Below are 19,575 nucleotides of genomic sequence, written 5' to 3'. Positions count from 1 at the left end.
GTTTTTACAGCCAGTAGCTCACGGCATACCAGCCCAGCAATCCCATCACGATGGTGTAGGGCAATGCCATCCACACCATTCGCCCGTAGGACAACCGCACCAGCGGCGCAATCGCAGACGTCAGCAGAAACAGGAACGCCGCCTGGCCATTGGGTGTGGCCACGCTCGGCAGGTTGGTGCCGGTGTTGATCGCAATCGCCAGTGTCTCGAAATGCTCGCGACTCATGTGTCCGGACAGGAACGCCTGTTTCACCTCGGTGATGTAGATCGTGGCGACGAACACGTTGTCACTGATGGCCGATAACAGGCCGTTGGCGATGAACAGCATCCCCGGCTGCTGATCGGCCGGCAATGTCAGTACCCACTGAATCAACGGCGCGAACAGTTGTTGATCGTGAATCACCGCCACCACGGCGAAGAACACCACAAGCAGCGAAGTGAACGGCATCGCATCCTTGAAGGCATTGCCCAGACGATGCTCGTCGGTAATGCCGCTGAAGGCCGTGATCAGCACAATCACCATCAGGCCGATCAAGCCGACTTCGGCGATATGGAACGCCAGCCCGGCAATCAGGATCAGCGCAGCGCAGCCTTGCACCAGCAGGGCGGCACGTTGGCGCGGGGTGCGTTCGGCATTGTCTTCGGCGGCGTAGTTGGCCAGCACCGCACGTACGTTGTCCGGCAGCAACGTGCCGTAGCCGAACCAGCGCAGTTTTTCCAGCAGCAGGCAGGTCACCAGTCCCGCAACCAGAACCGGCAGCGACACGGGGGCGACCTTCACGAAAAACTCGGCGAAGTGCCAGCCCATTTCGTGGCCGATCAGAAGATTCTGCGGCTCGCCGACCAGGGTGCAGACGCCGCCCAGTGCGGTGCCGACAGCGCCGTGCATCAACAGGCTGCGCAGGAACGCGCGAAACTGTTCCAGGTCATCATGATGCAACTGGGGCAGATGGCGGTCATCGCTGAATTCGCTGTCCTGGCGCGGGTCGTTGCCGGAGGCCACTCGGTGGTAAACCGAATAGAAGCCCACAGCGGCACTGATGATCACCGCGGTCACGGTCAACGCGTCAAGAAACGCCGAAAGAAACGCCGATAAAAAGCAGAACATCAGGGCCAGCAGCGCCTTCGAACGCACGCCGAGCAACAGGCGCGAGAACAGGAACAGCAGCAGGTCTTTCATGAAGTAGATGCCGGCGACCATGAACATAAGCAGCAGAATCACCGGGAAATTGTGCTGCAACTCTTCGTACAGCGCCTGGGGCGTGGTCATTTTCAGCAGCAGCGCTTCGATCAGCAGCAAGCCACCTGGCATCAGCGGGTAGCACTTGAGCGCCATGGCCAGAGTGAAAATGAACTCGATTACCAGCAACCAGCCGGCCGCGACCGGGCCGACGGTCCACAGCACCAGTGCGTTGAGAATCAGAAACCCGACGATGCACGCCTTGTACCAGCGGGGCGAATGCCCGAGAAAGTTGTGCGCGAACGCCTGAGCCATCGAACCGGACATCGGTTGCTCCTTGTTTTAAGAAGCACGCAAGTTGCCGTAAGCGATGGGCAAGATCAAGTGTGAGAAGGTTCGCATCAGTGATTCAGATAACGCGCGACCAGTGCGCGGTAGTTGCCATCCAGTGAATAGCCGCCTACCAGAATGCCGCCGTCAGGCTGTATCGCCAGCGAGGTGGCGGTATCGAGGCTGCGCCCCAGTCGTGTGCGCAACCAGCCATTACCTGATCCGAAACCTCGATCAAGGCTGCCGTTCGCCAGATAGCGGGCGACGATGAAGTCGGCTTCGACCCCGCCGATCGTTGCGCCGACCGCGATGATGCGCCCGTCCGGCATCACCTGCGCGGCACTCCATTGGCAGCCGCTGAAGGCGATTTCCAGCAGGTGCGGCTGACCACCGTTGCAATGCAGGTCGGGGCGGCCGTTGCCATGGACGGACAGCGCCATGCATCGAATCGGATCGCGGCTGCTGCCAAAACAATGCAAATGCTCCGCCGATTCGATGACCTGGGTGACCAGCGCGCTGTGCCCCTGGGCTTTGAAGGCCATGAAACCGTCCACCGCAAAACGCTCATCGAGCCGCCCGTCCGGCAGATAGCGGGTGAGCAGGCCTTCCTGAGGAAAGTCGATGGAGCCGGCCACCACGATTCTGCCGTCTTCTTGCAACAGCAGAGCGCCGAGCCAGGTATTGAGCAGCAAGTGACGAACCATGACGAAACCGCGCCCGTTGAACGACGGATCAAGGTTGCCATCGGGTTTGAGGCGGATCAGCATGCCGACGTGATCGGCGAGCTCGAAGTGATGGTTGGCGATCAGCAGGATATGCCCGTCGGGCTGCACTGCAAAATCGCAGGCTTCGGCGCCTGGAACGCCTGGCGGCAACCAGGCATCGCGGGTGCCCATGGACAGGTCGCCGGGCAGGCGGACAATTTGCTGGCCATTGTCACCGAAGTCCGGGTCAGGCCGACCTTGGGTATCGAACAGGGCCAGGGCAGGCAGAGTGCGATGCTCTGATTCGTAGTGCAGGCCCGCCAGCAGGATTCGTCCGTCGGGCAAGACCTGAACCTTGCTGCCGGTGGCCTCGAAGCCGGCGGCGAACTGGCCGATCACGCTGCCTTGAAAACCAAAGCCCAGATCCGCCGAGCCGTCTTCGAGCAGGCGCGCCAGGCCGAAACGACTGCCTTGTGCAGTAGCTACCTTGGCGGCGACCAGAATTCGGCCTTGCGCATCGAGCGCCACACTCTGAGTCAGGCTGGACATACTTCCGACGAAGTAAACCTGCGCCACACCGTTGCTGGAAAAGTTCTTGTCGAGTTGTCCGGCGTTATTCGCTAGCGTCGGCAGCGCGATGGCTGTCTGGGTTGACATGCATGCTTCTCCTTGCGAGTCGACCGGTTTCCGGGAAGCGGAACGGGTAACTGCATGAGCGAAACATTCAATCCCTGAACACTCGCTAGTACAACTGTAAGAACTAACAGGTGGAGGGTCGCACTGTGCCAGAACAGTGTCTTTTTGAACCAGTCGCAAGCCTGCCAAGTATCGAGGCGCGAAAGTATTAAGGAAAGTTGTACAAAAAGACTGAAGTTGGAAAAGGATCCGCAACTAACAGAAGAGGGCGGATGACTTGAACGTCATCCGCATTGCCCGCCAATATCAGTGTGGCATCGACCAGGATTGCAGCGCATAGCCTTCTTCGCTCAGTTCGGCGCGGGCCTGTTGCAGCAGGTGTTCAAGTTGCGCCGGATCGGAGTAGGCGCTGCTCGGGATCTGGGTGCGACCGATGTGGGAATTGGTCCGGTCGATAACGGTCAGGCTCAGTTCGCCATTGCCGTCTTGTGGGGCCCAGGCGACGCATTGAAAAGGTTCAAATGCGCGGTTGGCAATCAAAAGAGCTTCGTTGATACGGAGCGGGGCGGTCATGGGATCTTCTCTCTATTAGTGCCCAATCAAGTGATCGGCCGTCAGTTGGGCTTACCGTACGGCGAGTTACTTGTACTGATGCACGCAACCCGCTGGCGGGTCACACAGAATCTGAAGAAATTTCGACTTTCTTTCATACACTCAATCTTCAGACAGGTTTTGAAAGCCTGGCGAAAGATTTAAGTCGATAGCTAACTAATAAAGTGGCTTCTTATAACTGGTTCACTTGTACATTTATAAGCAATCGATACAAGACGCCGTCAAATTCTTGCTAACGTAACAGTCAGGCCTGCCAAATGACTGTTTTTACGATCATTTCCTGAAATTTGGCGCCAAGGAACAGTCATGAACGAAGCGCCTGCCTTAAGACGTTTGTTGGTCGTCGACCCCTGCGACGATTGTCACCGATTGTTGCCGGGTTTACGTGCCGTGGGCTGGGACGTCGACAGTTGCAGCCTGGAAAATGCCGCCGACCGAAGCTGCGACGTCGGCTTGTTGCGGTTGCAGCCTTTTCACCTGGAACGTCCCGAAGCCGTCAAGGAGCTGATCAGCCGCAGCGGCACCGAATGGATCGCCGTGCTGAATCAGGAAGTGTTGCGCTTGCAGAACGTCGGCGATTTCGTCTGCGAGTGGTTTTTCGATTTCCACACCTTGCCGTTCGACGTATCACGGGTGCAAGTTACCCTCGGTCGGGCGTTCGGCATGGCGCGTCTGCGCGGTCAGGGCACGATTCACGTCGACCAGCCCGAACATGAGCTGCTGGGCGACAGCAAACCGATCCGCGAGCTGCGCAAACTGTTGAGCAAACTGGCGCCCACCGAGTCGCCAGTGCTGATTCGCGGCGAAAGCGGAACCGGTAAAGAACTCGTCGCCCGCACGCTGCACCGGCAGTCGCAACGCCACAGCAAACCCTTCGTGGCGATCAACTGCGGTGCGATTCCCGAGCACTTGATCCAGTCCGAACTGTTCGGCCATGAGAAAGGCGCTTTCACCGGCGCCCATCAGCGCAAGATCGGCCGGATCGAAGCGGCTAACGGCGGCACGTTGTTTCTCGATGAAATCGGTGATCTGCCGCTGGAGCTGCAAGCCAATCTGCTGCGTTTCCTTCAGGAAAAACACATTGAACGGGTCGGTGGCAGTCAACCGATCCCGGTGGATGTGCGGGTATTGGCGGCGACCCACGTCGACCTCGAAGCCGCGATCGAGAAAAAGCGTTTCCGCGAGGACTTGTACTACCGGCTCAATGTGCTGCAAGTCGTCACCGCACCGTTACGCGAGCGTCACGGCGACCTGTCGATGCTGGCCAACCATTTCTCCCACTTCTACAGTCACGAAACCGGCCGTCGTCCGCGCAGTTTCAGCGAAGACGCGCTGATCGCCATGGGCAAGCACGACTGGCCGGGCAATGTCCGTGAGCTGGCCAACCGCGTGCGTCGGGGTCTGGTGCTGGCCGAAGGGCGACAGATCGAGGCCCGAGACCTGGGGCTGATCAGCCAGCAGTCGATCGCGGCACCGATGGGTACGCTTGAAGATTACAAGATCCGCGCTGAACGCCAGGCGCTGTGCGATGTATTGAACCGGCACAGCGACAATCTCAGCGTTGCCGCCAAAGTGCTGGGGGTTTCCCGGCCGACTTTCTACCGTTTGCTGCACAAGCATCAGATCCGCTAGGGCGCGGCGCTTCCTGAGCCCGGGAAGCTGAAAAGGCCCGCTGCGATGCAAATCGCAGCGGGCCTTTTCATGTGTGGTGATTAGAAGTAGTACGGGAATTTCAGGCTGAAGGAGAAGTCCGGGGCATCGTCCGTCATGCCGATGGACAGGTTGGGCACGATGGTCAGGTTGTCGGTGGCCGCGATGGTCATGCCGACGTTGAAGTAACCGGCGTTGGCGTCGCTGGACACCACCGATTCCCAATCGCCGCCATCCTGTTTCAGCTTGCTCTTGCGTTGCACCAGGTCCGAGACGGAGAACGACATACTCATCTTCTCGTTCAGCGCGAAGGCAACACCTGCGCCAATCTGGAAGCTGTCGCCGATGCGTACCTTACCCGGGGTTTTCTGGTTGACGGTCGAACTGATGTCGTCGAACGATTCCTCGAAGTTATGGGTGTAGGACAGGCTGCCGAACAACACGGCCGGGTCAAACGTCTTGACCAGCGAGATGCCCGGGGTGATCGACCAGACGCCGTTGCCGGTAGGCAGGGTGTCAGGCACGAACAGGTTCGAGTTGGCATCGGTCTGGCGCAGCTTGATCCCGAACGGATCCTTGCCCGTTGGCGCCTTGACCCGCAAGGAAACCACGGCGTCCGGGGTGTTGACCGATTCGTCCAGGAACTTGTAGGCGATGCCGAAGTTGACGTCGCCGATGGTCGGGTCGCGGCTTACGTCCTGTTCGGTGGTGACATTGGAGGCGCCTCCGTTGCCGCCGCCTGACTGATAGGTCGATTCACGGTAGACCACCGGCACGTTCAGGTCGAACTGCCAGCGGTTGTCAAAGTTGTAGCGTCCCGTCAGGTCGAGAGTCCAGGTATCGGCCTTGATCCGGTCGAGGTTGATGTTGCCCAGAAAGATCGAGTCCAGGGCGAGGAAGCCGTTGAGGATCAGTTGGCGGGTGTCGTAGCGTGAATAGGTCACGCCGGTTTCAAAGCTGAACTTGCCGCCGCCAAAGAAGCCGCTGGCTTCGTCGTACAGGTTGGACACACTCTGTGCCGGTTGCGAATCATCGGCCAGCGACTGGCCATAAGATGCGCCACTTCCCCCGGCGGCGCCCCCCGATGCTGCTGCAGCCCCGGTGCCGGCGGCGACCCGGTTGCCTTTCATGTCCGAAGGCGATTTGGCCAGGCGTTTTGGGGGAGGAGAAGCGGGTTGGTCTTCGACCTGGCGGACCCGTTGTTCGAGCACCGCCAGGGCTTTCTGTTGCACTTCGTATCGTTGCTTAAGCTCCAAAAGTTCCTGTTTCAGGGCTTCCACATCTGCGTCGGGTGCTGCTTGCAGCATCGCCGCAGGTAGAAGAGTACTCAAACATACAGCGGCACGCAGTGATACTGATCGATACATGAATAAGCCGTCCCTTTAAGCCCAATGATCGAGACTCAGCGTAGTTCAATATCCGATATTGCGTAGTGCCCTGAGTTGAGTCAGGTTGCAGTCCAGTGCGCCGGCACTCATGCCGTTATTGTTAAGGACAACGTTGAGTTGAGTCAGGTTGTTGACTACGTTTGCGCTACCCAGCAAACGGGTGTTTTGCAGCAGTCCGCCCTGGGCGACCTGTTGCAAGGCTGTACCCTGATTGCCGGAGGCCTGAATGGCCATTTGAATACCGCCGCCTGTGGCCGACACCGCGACGCTGCCGGCGCCGTTGCTGCCGGAAATGGTCTGGCCGGCCATCAAGGCCTGGCCCTGGGCAGGCATCAGTGCAGGTGCCTGACTGGCTTCTTTGACGTTGATCGCAACGTTGTTGTAGGCGGAGTTGCCGTCGCCAGCGGCGCGCACACTCTGCGTCACGCCCTGGCTGGAGTTGAGTCCCGCACCACCCACGATCGAGCCCGTCCCCAGTTCCGGGGTACTGCCATTGCCGTGTTCCTTGATGGTCGAGACGTAGAATTCGGGTTTTACCGAAGCTGCCTGCAATTGCATCGTGGCCGAGGCCCCGATCAGATCTCCACTGGCGTTGCGCCAGGTACTGCTCATGACGACACCGAAGCTGATGATCCGGCCCGGCATGACGTAGCGACCGCGTAGCTCAGCGAGCTCCTGGTCCTTGATTTCAATGGGTTTGAATCCTGCATTGGCATAGCCTGATGCGCTCGCTGCCAGGCAGGCGGCGGCCAGCCAGTATGAGGTTTTCATCTGCTGCTCCCGGGACATCCAGCCCCACTCTTGTAATCGGCGATTAAAAGAAGTCGCTCTGTATGAACCCGAAGTCCATCAATTCAGCATCTTTGACCGGGTTGAAAGCATCCAGCTTGTTTTTGGCCGTCAACGGTACCGGAGGGCTGCGCAAGGCATTGGCCTTGTCATATCCGGGGCCGACGATGGCAAAGACGATGCCGTTCCAACCTTTGACAAAGTCATCATGGGAGTAGCGTTTGTGTCCCAGGACCGGGTCTGCGATGTAAACCCAATCCTTGTCCGCCCGCTGCATCACCACGAAATGCTTGTAGCCGCGAATTTCCATCAGTACCACCACCGGGATCGTGACAGCGTCGAGTTTTTCCCGGGGAATCTTGTAGCCTCTGGCGCGCATGCCGATGCTTTCTATGTAGCGCTTCATGTCCAGCATGGAGAAACCCTGAGTACGGACAAGGTCCTGGTCTGCATTGACCAGCATGCCTTTGATGATGTGCTCCTCATCGACGTCGAGCCAATAAGCCTGGCGCAATACCGTAGCCAGTGCGGCGGCGCCGCAGCTGAAGTCGGTTTTCTGTTCGACGATGTCGGCAAACTTGCGCTCACGAATGCTTTGCACGTTTTTGTAGACAAGCGTGCCGCCGGGCAGGGCAGCAACGGGCATCTGGGCAGCCTGGGTCAGGCCACAGAAGCAAAGCACAGCGAGGAGGGCAGTCTTACGCATGATCGATACGCCTTTGCGGACTGAGGAAAAGCCCCGTTTCCGGGGCTTTCGTTTCGATCGCGATTACATGCAGGCTTTGCAACCTGCGGCGATGGACAGCGAGTTGCTTTGTTGGTTGCCAACACCAGCGGCGTTGTTGTAACCAGCGTTACCCGAGAAGTTGTTACCAACATTGGAGATGGAAGCGTTGTTGGTCACAGGGTTTTTCCAGCCATCAGGGGTCATCACTTGTTGAGTGGTCACACCTGCCAGGCCAAAGACGCCCACTGCTTCGAATTTGGCTTTTTGATCTTTGTCGCCGCCATGGCCTCTGTCGTTATTGCCATATCCGCCATGACCGTGATCGTCGCCTTCGATATTTGCAGTGCCCTTCGCGTAGAACGCGCCAGCCCCGGCGAAAGTGCCGGTGAGGGTATCTTTTTTGTAGGTTTGAGTGCCGTTGTTGGCTACGGTCAGGCCAGTGGAGGTCTGGTTCGCAGCAGCAGCGGCGTTAGCTACACGACCACCCGATACAGCAATTGCCAGGTTGTTTTTCTGTTGGTTGAAGTTGCCGGCACTGTTGTTCACGCCAATGTTGCCGGAACCGCCGTTACCCACGTTATTGAGATTGGCGTTGTTTGTGGTGGAGTAGTTCGCAACGGCGTTGTTAGTGTTGACTTGAGTTGCGCTGGAGACCGACACCGCAGAGCCGAAGATGAAACTTTCGTCGGCAGTTGCCAGAGCGGCGGCATTGTCTTGCTGGTTGCCATCGCCGGCGGTGTTGTTCATGCCAACGTTGCCGTTGGTGCCATTGGCCGAGTTGTTGACGTTGGCATCATTTTTGGTGCCTTGGTTGCCGACCAGGTTGCCAGAGCTGCTTTGCGTGTCGAGCACTGCCGCCCCGGCGCCAGCGCCGATTTGCAGCAGTTGTTCCAGGGTTGGGCCTTTTGGTTCATGGTTGCCATGCCCGTTACCATGACCGTGATTATCATCACGACCGCCTGCCTGTGCTGCGATTGCCATCACTGCTGCGAGTGCGAAAACCAGTGGTTTGAGGGCCATTGTAGGTTTCATGGTGTTTCTCCGTCGTGCTTATTAGTTGGTTAAGTGTTGGTACTTTCTAATTGCACTGCTTCTTGTTTGGGTCAGTCAGCGACCCGGATGCTCAGGGTGTTAGCCATTCGGTTCCCCACCCCGGCACTCTGGTTCACCTGGATTACCCCCCGGCTGCCGGTGAAGGCCTGATCACTTGTCGTGACCTGGCGACTGCCGGGTGAGTTGCCAGTTGCTCCTGAGCTCGGTAACAACGCCACGTTCTGTTGGGAAAGGGCGCTATCGTCAACGCTCTGCGGGGCAGCACTGATGCTGACGCGCGTAACGTTGGCCATTTGGTTGTTGGCCCCGGCGCCCTGGTTCACGCCCAGGATTCCGTTGCCATTGCTGAAAGAGTTGCCGCCAATGGTGGCGCTGGCATTGCCAGTGCGCTCGGCGGGTGTATTGATGTGCTGGATGACGCTGGTGGTCGCACTTGCATGGGTGCCAATGGCGATGGCTTTGGTATTGGTCTGTTGCATCTGGTCGCCGGCCGCCTGGTTGACGTTGTAGTTGCCGCGATATTGCATGCCGGTTTCCTGAATGTTCGCGTTGTTCACGGAACCGGGGTCGGCCATGACGCTGGTGCAGCCGAGAAGGGCGAGCAGGAGCAGAGAACGATTCATTTATTGGCCTCCAGCCATGCGGGTCAGCGGAGCAAGACCGGAACTCATTGCACGGTTGACGGTGTTGGAGATCGAGCCACCGGCGCCGCCGCCGTGACCACCTCCCATTCCAGGCAAACCATTCGGATTGGTCACGGTGTTCATGCCCGGAATGTTCGAGGTCGGGGTGGTGATGCTGCCGCGAATTGAAGAGCCGCTGGCTACACTGGCAAATTCACCGTCGTTGAGTTCGGTGCTGGTCATCGCTTGACTGATTCGGGCCGATGGGTTGGCATTGACGGTGGTCGGGTAGGGATCTTTGCCGCCGCTGCGGCCGATCGGGACCGGCTGGACGTCACGGTTGAGCACGATCACGCCATTGCCGTCGGCCTGAACGTTGAAACTGAGAAAAGCGCTGGCGGCTGATCCGATCAGCAGAAGGCAGGTAAAGGCTTTTTTGATGTTCCCCACGGCGGCAATTCCTTCTTCAGTGGGCTGAGCCTGTTCAGCGTTGTGAAGGAGAGAGCGAAAGCTGTGCCGCTTTTTAGATGTCTTTGGATTTCAAAGGGTTGTGTGGATTGGACGCAGGGTTGATACACAATCTGTTTCATCGCTGAAACAAGTCACTGGGTTCGCAACCCCTTAAAGTCATTGCAATGCTCTGGAACAAGGGTTTGCGCGCAGGTGTTTCATCTGCGTAACAAGTCGCATGACAAAGTGATGAAGGGCGCTGAGACGGGCACTTTGCACCCGCAGGAGTGTTTCAGGAACGGACACTTTTGCCCCAAAACAGGGGGAAGGAACGGGGCATTCGCCCCGAAACCTGGGTCAGTCCGCGAGCAGTGAGCGCACCGCGTCGAAGGCTTGCTGCTGGCGTTCGGCCCAGTTGCCCTGAATGATCTGCAAAGGTTGATGATGGGTTTGCAGCCAGATCCGGGTGGCCTCATAGAACGCGAGCCGTTCATTCAAGTCGGGCTGGCAGCGCTGACCATCGTCCGTCCACTCGATCTGCTCGGGGGAGAGCAGCAAGTGCAGGTCGTAGTGACGCGCCAGCAACTCGGTTTGCAGCCAGGGCGGGCAGTCGCCGAACAGGGTCTGGCTCCACAGGATGTTGCTCAACAGATGCGTATCCAGAATCAGCAATCGCGGCTGCTGCGCCCGTGCCGCGTCTTCCCATTGCAACTGGCCGCGAGCAATTTCCGGGATGTCGGCGAGGCAGGTATCGCGAGGGTTCTGCTCGATGAACCAGCGCACATATTCGTCCACCCGCAAACCGCCGAACTGCTGTTGGATGCCGGCCGCCAGCCAGCTCTTGCCCGTGGACTCGGGGCCGGTCAGGACAATCACTTTCATCGTTGCAACGCCGGATCGGCACGCCATTCGCGCCAGCCTTGCACCGCAATTACGGTGAACAGGGCATACAGCGCCGCCGTGAGGTACAGCCCTTTAGAGAGAAACAGCGCGACGAAGATCACATCCAGCACGAACCACAAAGCCCAGCATTGCAGACGCTTGTGGGCCATCCAGAATTGCGCGACCAGGCTGAAACCGGTCAGCGCCGCGTCGAGCCACGGTTGTGCCGCGTCCGTCCAGTGAGCCATGGCCGCGCCCAGCAGCAGACTGCCCGCTGCGCCAATGGCCAGCCCTTGCGCAATCGAGCGGGTGTCGAGCCGGCTGACCTCGCGTCCGTCGTGCATCGTCCCGGCCCGCGTCCATTGCCACCAGCCATAGAGTTGCAGCCCGGCATACACCACCTGCAGCAGCATGTCCGAATACAGCTTTACCTCGAAGAATACCCAGGTGTAGAGCAACACCATGACCAGCCCGATCGGCCAGCACCACGGATTCTGTTTGACCGTGAGCCACACGGCGATTACACCGAGAGCGGCGGCAAACAGTTCGAGCCCGGACATGCAGGATCCTTGGGGGGAATAAAAGAGGGAGCGGATTGTACCGAAAAACAGGTGGGAAACGAGTTCCCACCTGAAAGGGCGTCAGACGCGAAACTGACGCAGCAAGCCGTTCAACTGTTCGCTGAGCTCGCCCAGGCGAACGCTCGCCACACTCGACTGCTCTGCCGCCAGCGCGGTGCTGTGGGACAGCCCCGCGGCCTGGGTGACGTTCTGATTGATGTCTTCGACCACATGCGCCTGCTGCAGCGTTGCGCTGGCAATCGAGGCGTTCAGGCCATTGAGGTTGCGCAGGGCCTGGCCGATGGCATTCAGGCTGGCACTGGCCAGGCCGGCCTGCTCGATGGTCAGTTGCGAAGCCTTGCTGCTGTCGCCGATCACCTTCACCGCGGCTTCGGAATGATTTTGCAGGCGTTCGATCATCGTCTGGATTTCCGCCGTGGACTTCTGCGTGCGTTGCGCCAGCAAACGCACTTCGTCAGCCACCACTGCAAATCCGCGACCCTGTTCGCCGGCGCGTGCTGCTTCAATCGCGGCGTTGAGAGCGAGCAGGTTGGTCTGCTCGGCAATCGAGCGGATCACCTCCAGCACGCTGCCAATCTGCGTGCTCTCGGTCGCCAGCGTGCGGATCACTTCGACGGCCTGATCGATGGTGCCGGACAGCTTGTCAATCTGCTGAAGGCTGCTGTCGATGTTGACCTGGCCTTGTTGGGCCTGGGCTTCTGCGTCACGCATTTCGCTGGCGGCGTGTTCGGCGTTCTTCGCCACGTCCTGCACGCCGTAGGTCACTTCGTTGACGGCGGTGGCCACCAGCTCCATCTGCTGCGACTGCTGCTGGCTGCGTTGCCGGGCCTGTGCCGCATCGTTGCCCAGCTCACTGGACGATTGGCCCAATGCGCTGGCGGATACCTGCAAGTCACCGATCACCCGGCGCAGCTTGGCGGTGAAAGCATTGAAGTGATGGGCCAGTTGAGTGACCTCGTCCTGACCCTGGGTGTCGAGGCTGCGAGTCAGATCGCTTTCGCCGCTGGCAATGTTGGCCATGGCGTTCACGGTTTCCTGTAACGGACGGACGATGCTGCGGGCAATCAGGATCACCAGAAGTGCCATGATCGCCGCAATGACCAGACCGACAACCGACGCCTTGAACACCTGGCCCTGGAACTCGGCCTGCACGTCGTCGACGTACACGCCCGAACCGATGACCCAGCCCCACGGCTCGAACAGTTTCACGTAAGAGGTTTTGGCCACCGGTTCACTGGCACCCGGCTTGGGCCAACGATAGTCGACCATGCCGGCGCCTTTGGCCTTGGCGATGGCGACCATTTCGTTGAACACCGCAAAACCGTCCGGGTCGCGGATCGCCGAGAGGTTCTGGCCTTCAAACTTGGGATTGGTCGGGTGCATGACCATCACGGGCGTAAGGTCATTGATCCAGAAGTAATCGTTCTGGTCATAGCGCAGGCCACGAATGGCCGTCAGCGCCTGTTTTTGCGCGACATCACGCGTCAGGGTGCCTGCCGCTTCGAGGCCCTGGTAGTACGTCAGCAAACCGCTGGCGGTCTGCACCACATGTTGGGTTTTCTGGGCCTTGGCGTGATACAGGTCATCATGGATCTGCTTGAGCATCAAAACGCCCAACGTCAGCAGCATGACGACTGCCACGATCAAGATGAGCCACAAGCGTCGGCTGATCGACACACTGCGCAAGCTGTTCATAACGCTGTCACTCCGGATTCTTTTTCTTGTAATAAACCACCGCCAGCATCCAACCACGTTTCGGTGACCGGGCATACGCGACCCAAGTCGTATAACGCGGCAGCGCTATTACGGCTTGTCTGTTAGGATTTCGGCGCCGCGCGTAAAAACCTGAATCCAAATTGATTTTTCACGGAATTTTGACTGTTTCGTGTGGATCCTGTGCGTGCGGAATCGGTACAGCTTTGACCAGCTACGCTGAACGCAGTGAACGTAAAAAATACTATCGGGGCATGCCGCCTGGCATCGCTCTTTGGGGGATTGATGGATCTTTGGACGGCCTTGCAGGCATTGATACTTGGAGTTGTAGAGGGGCTGACGGAGTTTTTGCCCATATCCAGTACCGGACACCAGATCATTGTTGCCGACTTGCTCGATTTCGGAGGCGAGCGGGCCATGGCGTTCAACATCATCATCCAGCTCGGCGCGATTCTCGCGGTGGTCTGGGAATTCCGGCGCAAGATCCTCGACGTGGTCATCGGTTTGCCGACTCAGCCAAGTGCTCGGCGCTTCACCGCCAATCTGCTGATTGCCTTCCTGCCCGCCGTGGTGCTGGGCGTGATCTTCGCCGACCTGATTCACCATTACCTGTTCAACCCGATCACCGTGGCTGCCGCGCTGGTGGTGGGCGGGATCGTGATGTTGTGGGCCGAGCAGCGTCAGCATGAAGTGCACGCCGAAACGGTCGACGAGATTCGCTGGACGGATGCACTCAAGATTGGCTTCGCCCAGTGTCTGGCGATGATCCCCGGTACTTCGCGTTCCGGCTCGACCATCATCGGCGGCCTGTTGTTCGGCCTGTCGCGCAAGGCGGCCACCGAGTTCTCGTTCTTCCTGGCGATGCCGACCATGGTCGGTGCGGCGGTGTATTCGGGCTACAAGTACCGCGACCTGTTCGTACCGGCAGACTTCCCGGTGTTTGCCATCGGCTTCGTCACGGCGTTCATCTTCGCCATGATCGCGGTGCGCGGTCTGCTCAAGTTCATCGGCAGCCACAGTTACGCGGCCTTCGCCTGGTATCGGATCGCCTTCGGTCTGGTGATTCTGGCGACCTGGCAATTTGGATGGATCGACTGGTCGGCCGCCCAGCCATGAGTGATTCCCGCGCACGCCGCCCGGATCGCGGGTCTTCCGGTGGCAATATCCAGCATTTGAAACTGAAACTGTTGGTGCTGCTGATCGTCTGCGCGTTGCCGTTGTCCGGCGCGCTGTCGATGTGGCTGCGCGGGATTTCCCTGGTACCGCTGACGGCTTACGGGCTGGTCAGCGTGCTGGCTTTTTTCCTGTACTGGGCGGACAAGCGCAAGGCCCGCGGCGACGCCTGGCGTACGCCGGAAAACATCCTCCATGCGGTGGAACTGGCCGGCGGTTGGCCGGGTGCGCTGATCGCTCAACAGGTCTTGCGGCACAAGACGCGCAAGGTGTCGTTTCAGATCCTGTTCTGGATGATCGTGGCGTTGCATCAGGTGTTCTGGATCGATCAGTTGTTCCTCGGTTCGAACCTCCTGGCGCTGTTCTAGAGCACCAGCCCGACCTGAGCGCGCTTGGGCAGCTTGCTCACCACCAGTTGATGGGAGCGCTGCAACAGCCCTCGCAGTTCCTCGGCGCCCAGCGGGTAGGGCGGGTGCATGATGATCCATTGCGCCCGGGCCAGATACGGCGCCGGATGAATCCCCGGCCGGTCGCAATGACCGAGAAACAGATCCTTGTCGACCTTGAATGCCAGCGAATCACCGCGCAGGCCCTGCAGGGCAAACATCTTGTTGCCGGCAATCGAAAACACCCGCACGCCACCCCATTTGTAGTCTTCCCGCGCGCCGGGCAAGGCCAGACAAAATTCTGCGACGTCCGTTTCGCTCATCTTTCCTTGTTTCATAACAGCCGTTCTCCACAGGCGTTGAACGATTCGACCAGATGATCGATCCACGCGCGCACCGCCGGCATCACCCCGCGCCGATGCGGATACACCGCTTGCAGCCAGCCGCCGGGCAATGACCAGTCCGGCAGCAATTGCACCAGCGTGCCGCTATCCAGCTCCGCTTCGCAATACATCATCGGCAGCAGGGTGAAACCCTGTCCGGCCAGCACGCACGCCTTGCGCACGATGAAATCGTCGATGCCCAGCCGGGCTTCCAGTGCCAGGTCGCAACTCTTGCCGTGCTGATCGAGCAGGCGCACATGCACCATGCGATCCGCCTCCAGGGCGCCCAGCACCGGCAGGCTCTTCAGGTCCTGCGGATGATTGATTTCCACTCCCTGTATAAAGGAAGGGCTCGCCACCACCACCATTTGTGCCTGACGCAGCCGGCGGGTCACCAGCATCGGTTCTTCATCGCCGTGTTCGCGCACACGCAGGGCTACGTCAATGCCTTCGGTGATGAGGTCGACCCGGCGATTGAGCAGGGTCACTTCCAGTTGCACCTGGGGATATTTGCCAAGGAAATTGCTGATCACCACCGGCAGCATTTCATGGGCCAGCCCGGTCGGACTCGAAACCCGCAGGCGACCGCGAGGCTCGCTGGACATGCTGGCCACTGTTTCATCGGCCATTTCCGCTTCCAGCAGCATCGCCTGACAGTGACGCAGATATCGCTCGCCGACCGCCGTCAGCTTCAGTTGGCGAGTGGTGCGTTGCAGCAGACGCGCGCCGAGGCGCTCTTCCAGCTCGGCGATACGCCGCGAGAGGCGTGACTTGGGGATGCCGAGCAAGCGGCCAGCGGCGGCGAATCCGCCGGCCTCCACCACTTTGGCGAAATAGTAGAGATCGTTGAGGTCTTGCATGGGGGAAATCCGACTGTTCTATCAGTGGGACAAACTATCGCATTGTTGCCGTCTAATCAGCTATTGGTTTCATCGGTAGGATTGCCACCATTCCGTCGCCACCGGCGATTCATTCCAGGAGATTCCACATGAAACTGCTGCACATCGATTCGAGCATTCTGGGCGACAACTCCGCTTCCCGTCAGCTGAGCAGCCAAGTGACTCAAGCCTGGCAAGCCGCCGAGCCAAGCGCTGTCGTGACCTACCGCGACCTGGCCGCCGACGCTATCAGCCACTTCTCGTCGACCACCCTGGTTGCTGCCGGCACCACCGCTGAACTGCGCAACGCCGCACAACAGCACGAAGCCGAACTGAGCGCCACCACCCTGGCCGAGTTCATCGCCGCCGACGCCATCGTCGTGGCTGCACCGATGTACAACTTCACCGTGCCGACCCAACTCAAAGCCTGGATCGACCGCATCGCCGTTGCCGGCCAGACTTTCCGTTACACCGAAGCCGGCCCTGAAGGTCTGTGCGGCGGCAAGAAAGTGGTGATCGTGTCCACCGCTGGCGGTATCCACGCCGGTCAGGCTTCGGGCGTGGCGCACGAAGACTACCTGAAACTGGTGTTCGGCTTCCTCGGCATCACCGACATCGAAGTCGTGCGTGCCGAAGGCCTGGCCTACGGCGAAGAAGTGCGTAACAACGCGATGACTGCCGCTCAAGCGAAGATCAGCGAGCAACTGTTCGCCGCCGCGTAAGGCTTGCGTAAAGAACAGCTCCTGTTCAGGCAAACCCTCAAAAACTCTGTATTCTGGTTTCGCAAGACCAGATACGGAGTTTATTGTTTCTGACTGTTACATAATCTGGCCCGGGTTATGCAGTCCGATGATCAACGTCTGAGTGCAACGCCGCGCCGGATCACCGAACCTCGGAATCTCCGGCGTCGAACTCCACGGATCTTTCGATTGAGTAACAACAGGGTGGGGCATCCCATGATGCGTCTTTGTGCAGCGTTACTGATTTGCCTGCTCGGCAGCCTGAATTCAGTGCACGCTGCGCCCGGGCAGCACCCGCGCTGGAGCGTCGGGTATCACGAGATGACGTTCCTCGATCCGCTCGACCTGCAACCGATGCGCGCCATCGCGTTCTATCCCTCCAGCGACCGCGAACATCTGAGTCTGCTTGAAGGCTATTCGGTCGAGGCCGGCGAAGACACCAAAGTCGCCATCGGTCGTTTCCCGATGCTGATGTTGTCCCACGGCAACACCGGCACGCCGCTGGCGCTGCACGATCTGGCCACGTCACTGGCCCGCAAGGGTTTTGTGGTGGTGGCGGTGATTCACCCCGGCGACAACTCCAAGGATCACAGCCGACTCGGCACACTCAGCAACCTTTATGGTCGGCCGATCCAGATTTCCGAAGCCATTACCGCCACGCTGGGCGACCGCATGCTCGCGCCGTATGTCAACGCCGAACAGGTTGGCGTGATCGGCTATTCGGCGGGCGGCGAAACGGCGTTGATTCTGTCCGGTGCACAGCCTGATCTGGATCGTCTGCGCCGTTACTGCCAGGAGCGCCCGGACGACCGCGACGCCTGCAACACTCAAGGTGAGTTGATTGTCGACCGCGACGATCTGCAACCGGTGGCCGATCCGCGCGTGCATGCATTGCTGCTGATGGCGCCGCTGAGTCTCAAGTTTGGTCGTCACACTCTGGCCGATGTGCATGTGCCAGTGCTGCTGTACAGCGGGGACGGTGACAAACTGGTGGCCTTCGACAAAAACGCCGCGGCCCTGGCGCGCAAGCTGCCGACTGCACCGGATTTCAAACTGTTGGCCGGGGCGGGGCACTTCGTGTTCATGGCGCCGTGCACCGAAGAGCAGATCCTCGCCATGCCGGCGTTGTGCACCGATGCCGATGGTGTGGACCGCGAAGACATCCACCGCAACCTGATTTCCGAGGCCGGGCGGTTCTTCTCCCATGCCTTGGGCAGGCCGACCCGCGCGGGAATGCAGACGGCGGATCAGTGAGCGCTCACGCCATGGCCCGGCGCTTGAGCAGCAAGGTCAATCCCAGTCCGGTCACGGACAGCACGGCCGCACTGAAGAAAATCCACGAATAGCCCAGATTCAGCGCCACCGCGCCCATCAACGGCCCGGCAATCGCCAGCGCCAGATCGAAAAACACGGCATAGGCACTCAGCCCTGCGCCGCGACTGGAGTTGGGCACTTGCTTGATTGCTTCGACGCCCAGCGCCGGGTACACCAGCGACAGGCCGAAACCGGCCAGACCGGCACCGATCAAGGCATACGCAGTCGAAGGCGCCAGCCACAGCATGACCAGGCCGACGGTTTCGATGGTCATGCAGGCAATCGCCGAGGTGAATCCGCCGAAACGCCCGATGGCTGAAATGAATAGCAGGCGCGACAGAATGAAACACACACCGAACACAGTCAGGCAGTACGCCGCGCCGGTCCAGCCGCGATTGAGGTAATACAGAGTAATGAAGGTGGTCAGCGTGCCGTACCCAATCGACGCCAGGCTCAGACTGGCACCGAACGGCGCAATCCGCCCGAATACCGCCCAGAACGGCAGTCTTTCACCGCGCACCACCGGCACCGACGGCTTGTTGCGGATCAACAGCAAGGCGCCGGCCGCGAGCAACGACAAGGCGATGCCGAGGCTCTCGAAACCATAGTCGGCGACCATCACTACGCCCAGCGGCGCGCCGATGGCAATCGCACCGTAAGAGGCGATGCCGTTCCACGAAATGGAGCGCGCGGTGTGTTCGGCACCGACCTGGCCCATGCACCAACTGATGGTGCCAACGCCGATCAGGCCCTGGGCGATCCCCAGCAGCAGACGACCGACGATCAGGATCGACAGGCTCAACAGCGGCAAGCTCTGCAACAGCGTCGAAACCAGCGTCAGCACACCGCTGAGCACAATCCCCGACAAGCCATACACAATCGCCCGCTTGGTGCCGACGGTGTCCGACATGCGCCCGGCCATCGGCCGGCTGAGCAGGGTGGCCAGGTATTGCGAACCGATTACCAGCCCCGCAACGACTGCACTGAAACCCAGTTGTTCGTGGACATAACCGGGCAGCACCGCAATCGGCAAACCGATGCAGAGGAAGGCGATAAAGGTATAGAAAACGATAGAGACGATCTGCAGGGTGATCGCCATGGAGCTTTGCGGAGGCTTTTGCTGCGCAGACATGAGGGCTCGTTCGCGGGCGGCGGTGGGAGAGTTCGCATCATGGCTTGGCGCTGAAATAAAAGAAAGCAGGCTAACGATCGTTTCCACGCACCACGCACCACGCACCACGCACTAACGTCCTCACGTTGATCGTTCCCACGCTCCGCGTGGGAATGCAGCCGGGACGCTCCGCGTCCCTTCCAGAGCTGGAACGCGGAGCGTCCCTTGAGGCATTCCCACGCAAAGCATGGGAACGATCAGGAATGAGCAAA

At 59.6% G+C, this 19,575-nt stretch carries 20 protein-coding genes; 5 read left to right on the top strand and 15 right to left on the bottom strand.

Annotation, left to right across the window (positions count from 1 at the left end; all coding sequences use genetic code 11):
* Nucleotides 1–4: 4 nt before the first annotated feature.
* The 3 genes from nhaB to AC1MDC_RS26710 all read right to left on the bottom strand — a co-directional run bounded on the left by nhaB (nt 5) and on the right by AC1MDC_RS26710 (nt 3,423).
* On the bottom strand, nt 5–1,507 hold the full coding sequence (gene nhaB, locus AC1MDC_RS26720) for a sodium/proton antiporter NhaB (protein WP_085696362.1): 1,503 nt from the start codon (nt 1,505–1,507) through the stop codon (nt 5–7).
* 74 nt (nt 1,508–1,581) lie between these two features.
* Entirely contained in the window at nt 1,582–2,871 is a 1,290-nt protein-coding gene (locus AC1MDC_RS26715) for an NHL repeat-containing protein (RefSeq protein WP_085696360.1), read from the bottom strand.
* A 285-nt stretch (nt 2,872–3,156) separates the two neighbouring features.
* Nucleotides 3,157–3,423 carry a hypothetical protein gene (locus AC1MDC_RS26710; RefSeq protein WP_011334006.1) on the bottom strand — a complete coding sequence of 89 codons (267 nt, stop codon included), beginning with the start codon at nt 3,421–3,423 and terminating at the stop codon, nt 3,157–3,159.
* A gap of 345 nt (nt 3,424–3,768) precedes the next feature.
* Between AC1MDC_RS26710 and AC1MDC_RS26705 the strand changes: the two genes are divergently transcribed.
* A complete protein-coding gene (locus AC1MDC_RS26705; RefSeq protein WP_085696359.1) occupies nt 3,769–5,094 on the top strand; it encodes a sigma-54 dependent transcriptional regulator in 1,326 nt (441 codons plus the stop codon).
* Between the two features lie 80 nt (nt 5,095–5,174).
* Here AC1MDC_RS26705 and AC1MDC_RS26700 read toward each other — a convergent pair whose 3' ends face one another.
* The 9 genes from AC1MDC_RS26700 to AC1MDC_RS26660 form a co-directional block, all read right to left on the bottom strand.
* Nucleotides 5,175–6,479, bottom strand: a complete 1,305-nt coding sequence (locus AC1MDC_RS26700) for a transporter (protein WP_085696358.1) — start codon at nt 6,477–6,479, stop codon at nt 5,175–5,177.
* Nucleotides 6,480–6,524: 45 nt separating this feature from the next.
* Complete coding sequence (locus AC1MDC_RS26695) at nt 6,525–7,271, bottom strand: hypothetical protein (protein ID WP_480394049.1); 747 nt, start codon at nt 7,269–7,271, stop codon at nt 6,525–6,527.
* Between the two features lie 43 nt (nt 7,272–7,314).
* The gene (locus AC1MDC_RS26690; protein ID WP_085696355.1) at nt 7,315–7,995 is read right to left on the bottom strand and encodes a C39 family peptidase; all 681 of its coding nucleotides are present in this window, start codon (nt 7,993–7,995) and stop codon (nt 7,315–7,317) included.
* Nucleotides 7,996–8,058: 63 nt separating this feature from the next.
* Nucleotides 8,059–9,048 carry a heme utilization protein gene (locus AC1MDC_RS26685; protein ID WP_085703050.1) on the bottom strand — a complete coding sequence of 330 codons (990 nt, stop codon included), beginning with the start codon at nt 9,046–9,048 and terminating at the stop codon, nt 8,059–8,061.
* 71 nt (nt 9,049–9,119) lie between these two features.
* Entirely contained in the window at nt 9,120–9,692 is a 573-nt protein-coding gene (locus tag AC1MDC_RS26680) for an adhesin (RefSeq protein WP_480394048.1), read from the bottom strand.
* The gene (locus tag AC1MDC_RS26675) at nt 9,693–10,142 is read right to left on the bottom strand and encodes a hypothetical protein (RefSeq protein WP_227235489.1); all 450 of its coding nucleotides are present in this window, start codon (nt 10,140–10,142) and stop codon (nt 9,693–9,695) included.
* Between the two features lie 357 nt (nt 10,143–10,499).
* On the bottom strand, nt 10,500–11,024 hold the full coding sequence (locus AC1MDC_RS26670) for an AAA family ATPase (protein WP_085696346.1): 525 nt from the start codon (nt 11,022–11,024) through the stop codon (nt 10,500–10,502).
* Nucleotides 11,021–11,584 (bottom strand): nicotinamide riboside transporter PnuC, encoded by a 564-nt coding sequence (pnuC, locus tag AC1MDC_RS26665; RefSeq protein ID WP_480394047.1) that lies wholly within the window; start codon nt 11,582–11,584, stop codon nt 11,021–11,023. Before pnuC ends, AC1MDC_RS26670 begins: the two co-directional genes overlap by 4 nt.
* Nucleotides 11,585–11,665: 81 nt before the next feature.
* Nucleotides 11,666–13,300 (bottom strand): methyl-accepting chemotaxis protein, encoded by a 1,635-nt coding sequence (locus AC1MDC_RS26660; protein ID WP_480394046.1) that lies wholly within the window; start codon nt 13,298–13,300, stop codon nt 11,666–11,668.
* A gap of 303 nt (nt 13,301–13,603) precedes the next feature.
* On the opposite strand from AC1MDC_RS26660, the gene AC1MDC_RS26655 reads away from it, so the two are divergent.
* On the top strand, nt 13,604–14,434 hold the full coding sequence (locus AC1MDC_RS26655) for an undecaprenyl-diphosphate phosphatase (protein WP_085703045.1): 831 nt from the start codon (nt 13,604–13,606) through the stop codon (nt 14,432–14,434).
* Nucleotides 14,431–14,859 (top strand): DUF1294 domain-containing protein, encoded by a 429-nt coding sequence (locus tag AC1MDC_RS26650; RefSeq protein WP_480394045.1) that lies wholly within the window; start codon nt 14,431–14,433, stop codon nt 14,857–14,859. The genes AC1MDC_RS26655 and AC1MDC_RS26650 overlap by 4 nt, the downstream gene beginning before the upstream one ends.
* Here AC1MDC_RS26650 and AC1MDC_RS26645 read toward each other — a convergent pair.
* Complete coding sequence (locus AC1MDC_RS26645) at nt 14,856–15,215, bottom strand: MmcQ/YjbR family DNA-binding protein (protein ID WP_085696337.1); 360 nt, start codon at nt 15,213–15,215, stop codon at nt 14,856–14,858. The genes AC1MDC_RS26650 and AC1MDC_RS26645 overlap by 4 nt on opposite strands.
* Nucleotides 15,212–16,120: a LysR substrate-binding domain-containing protein gene (locus AC1MDC_RS26640; protein ID WP_480394044.1), complete on the bottom strand. Its 909-nt coding sequence runs from the start codon at nt 16,118–16,120 to the stop codon at nt 15,212–15,214. Before AC1MDC_RS26640 ends, AC1MDC_RS26645 begins: the two co-directional genes overlap by 4 nt.
* A 128-nt stretch (nt 16,121–16,248) precedes the next feature.
* Here AC1MDC_RS26640 and AC1MDC_RS26635 point away from each other — a divergent pair, with 128 nt between their 5' ends.
* Together AC1MDC_RS26635 and AC1MDC_RS26630 are read left to right on the top strand one after the other, a co-directional pair.
* A complete protein-coding gene (locus AC1MDC_RS26635; protein WP_085603899.1) occupies nt 16,249–16,860 on the top strand; it encodes an FMN-dependent NADH-azoreductase in 612 nt (203 codons plus the stop codon).
* A 234-nt stretch (nt 16,861–17,094) separates the two neighbouring features.
* Nucleotides 17,095–18,132: an alpha/beta hydrolase family protein gene (locus AC1MDC_RS26630; RefSeq protein ID WP_085696333.1), complete on the top strand. Its 1,038-nt coding sequence runs from the start codon at nt 17,095–17,097 to the stop codon at nt 18,130–18,132.
* Nucleotides 18,133–18,136: 4 nt separating this feature from the next.
* Here AC1MDC_RS26630 and AC1MDC_RS26625 read toward each other — a convergent pair whose 3' ends face one another.
* On the bottom strand, nt 18,137–19,324 hold the full coding sequence (locus AC1MDC_RS26625) for an MFS transporter (protein WP_480394043.1): 1,188 nt from the start codon (nt 19,322–19,324) through the stop codon (nt 18,137–18,139).
* Nucleotides 19,325–19,575 lie beyond the last annotated feature (251 nt).

It is taken from the genome of Pseudomonas sp. 1 (assembly GCF_056626735.1).
This window is presented reverse-complemented; position numbering and strand designations above follow the sequence as displayed.

What these genes read in the sequence shown, in the direction of transcription:
- nhaB (WP_085696362.1), bottom strand. Translation starts at nt 1,507, where the DNA reads ATGTCCGGTTCGATGGCTCAGGCGTTCGCGCACAACTTTCTCGGGCAT.
- AC1MDC_RS26715 (WP_085696360.1), bottom strand. Translation starts at nt 2,871, where the DNA reads ATGTCAACCCAGACAGCCATCGCGCTGCCGACGCTAGCGAATAACGCC.
- AC1MDC_RS26710 (WP_011334006.1), bottom strand. Translation starts at nt 3,423, where the DNA reads ATGACCGCCCCGCTCCGTATCAACGAAGCTCTTTTGATTGCCAACCGC.
- AC1MDC_RS26705 (WP_085696359.1), top strand. Translation starts at nt 3,769, where the DNA reads ATGAACGAAGCGCCTGCCTTAAGACGTTTGTTGGTCGTCGACCCCTGC.
- AC1MDC_RS26700 (WP_085696358.1), bottom strand. Translation starts at nt 6,479, where the DNA reads ATGTATCGATCAGTATCACTGCGTGCCGCTGTATGTTTGAGTACTCTT.
- AC1MDC_RS26695 (WP_480394049.1), bottom strand. Translation starts at nt 7,271, where the DNA reads ATGAAAACCTCATACTGGCTGGCCGCCGCCTGCCTGGCAGCGAGCGCA.
- AC1MDC_RS26690 (WP_085696355.1), bottom strand. Translation starts at nt 7,995, where the DNA reads ATGCGTAAGACTGCCCTCCTCGCTGTGCTTTGCTTCTGTGGCCTGACC.
- AC1MDC_RS26685 (WP_085703050.1), bottom strand. Translation starts at nt 9,048, where the DNA reads ATGAAACCTACAATGGCCCTCAAACCACTGGTTTTCGCACTCGCAGCA.
- AC1MDC_RS26680 (WP_480394048.1), bottom strand. Translation starts at nt 9,692, where the DNA reads ATGAATCGTTCTCTGCTCCTGCTCGCCCTTCTCGGCTGCACCAGCGTC.
- AC1MDC_RS26670 (WP_085696346.1), bottom strand. Translation starts at nt 11,024, where the DNA reads ATGAAAGTGATTGTCCTGACCGGCCCCGAGTCCACGGGCAAGAGCTGG.
- pnuC (WP_480394047.1), bottom strand. Translation starts at nt 11,584, where the DNA reads ATGTCCGGGCTCGAACTGTTTGCCGCCGCTCTCGGTGTAATCGCCGTG.
- AC1MDC_RS26660 (WP_480394046.1), bottom strand. Translation starts at nt 13,300, where the DNA reads ATGAACAGCTTGCGCAGTGTGTCGATCAGCCGACGCTTGTGGCTCATC.
- AC1MDC_RS26655 (WP_085703045.1), top strand. Translation starts at nt 13,604, where the DNA reads ATGGATCTTTGGACGGCCTTGCAGGCATTGATACTTGGAGTTGTAGAG.
- AC1MDC_RS26650 (WP_480394045.1), top strand. Translation starts at nt 14,431, where the DNA reads ATGAGTGATTCCCGCGCACGCCGCCCGGATCGCGGGTCTTCCGGTGGC.
- AC1MDC_RS26645 (WP_085696337.1), bottom strand. Translation starts at nt 15,215, where the DNA reads ATGAAACAAGGAAAGATGAGCGAAACGGACGTCGCAGAATTTTGTCTG.
- AC1MDC_RS26640 (WP_480394044.1), bottom strand. Translation starts at nt 16,120, where the DNA reads ATGCAAGACCTCAACGATCTCTACTATTTCGCCAAAGTGGTGGAGGCC.
- AC1MDC_RS26635 (WP_085603899.1), top strand. Translation starts at nt 16,249, where the DNA reads ATGAAACTGCTGCACATCGATTCGAGCATTCTGGGCGACAACTCCGCT.
- AC1MDC_RS26630 (WP_085696333.1), top strand. Translation starts at nt 17,095, where the DNA reads ATGATGCGTCTTTGTGCAGCGTTACTGATTTGCCTGCTCGGCAGCCTG.
- AC1MDC_RS26625 (WP_480394043.1), bottom strand. Translation starts at nt 19,324, where the DNA reads ATGTCTGCGCAGCAAAAGCCTCCGCAAAGCTCCATGGCGATCACCCTG.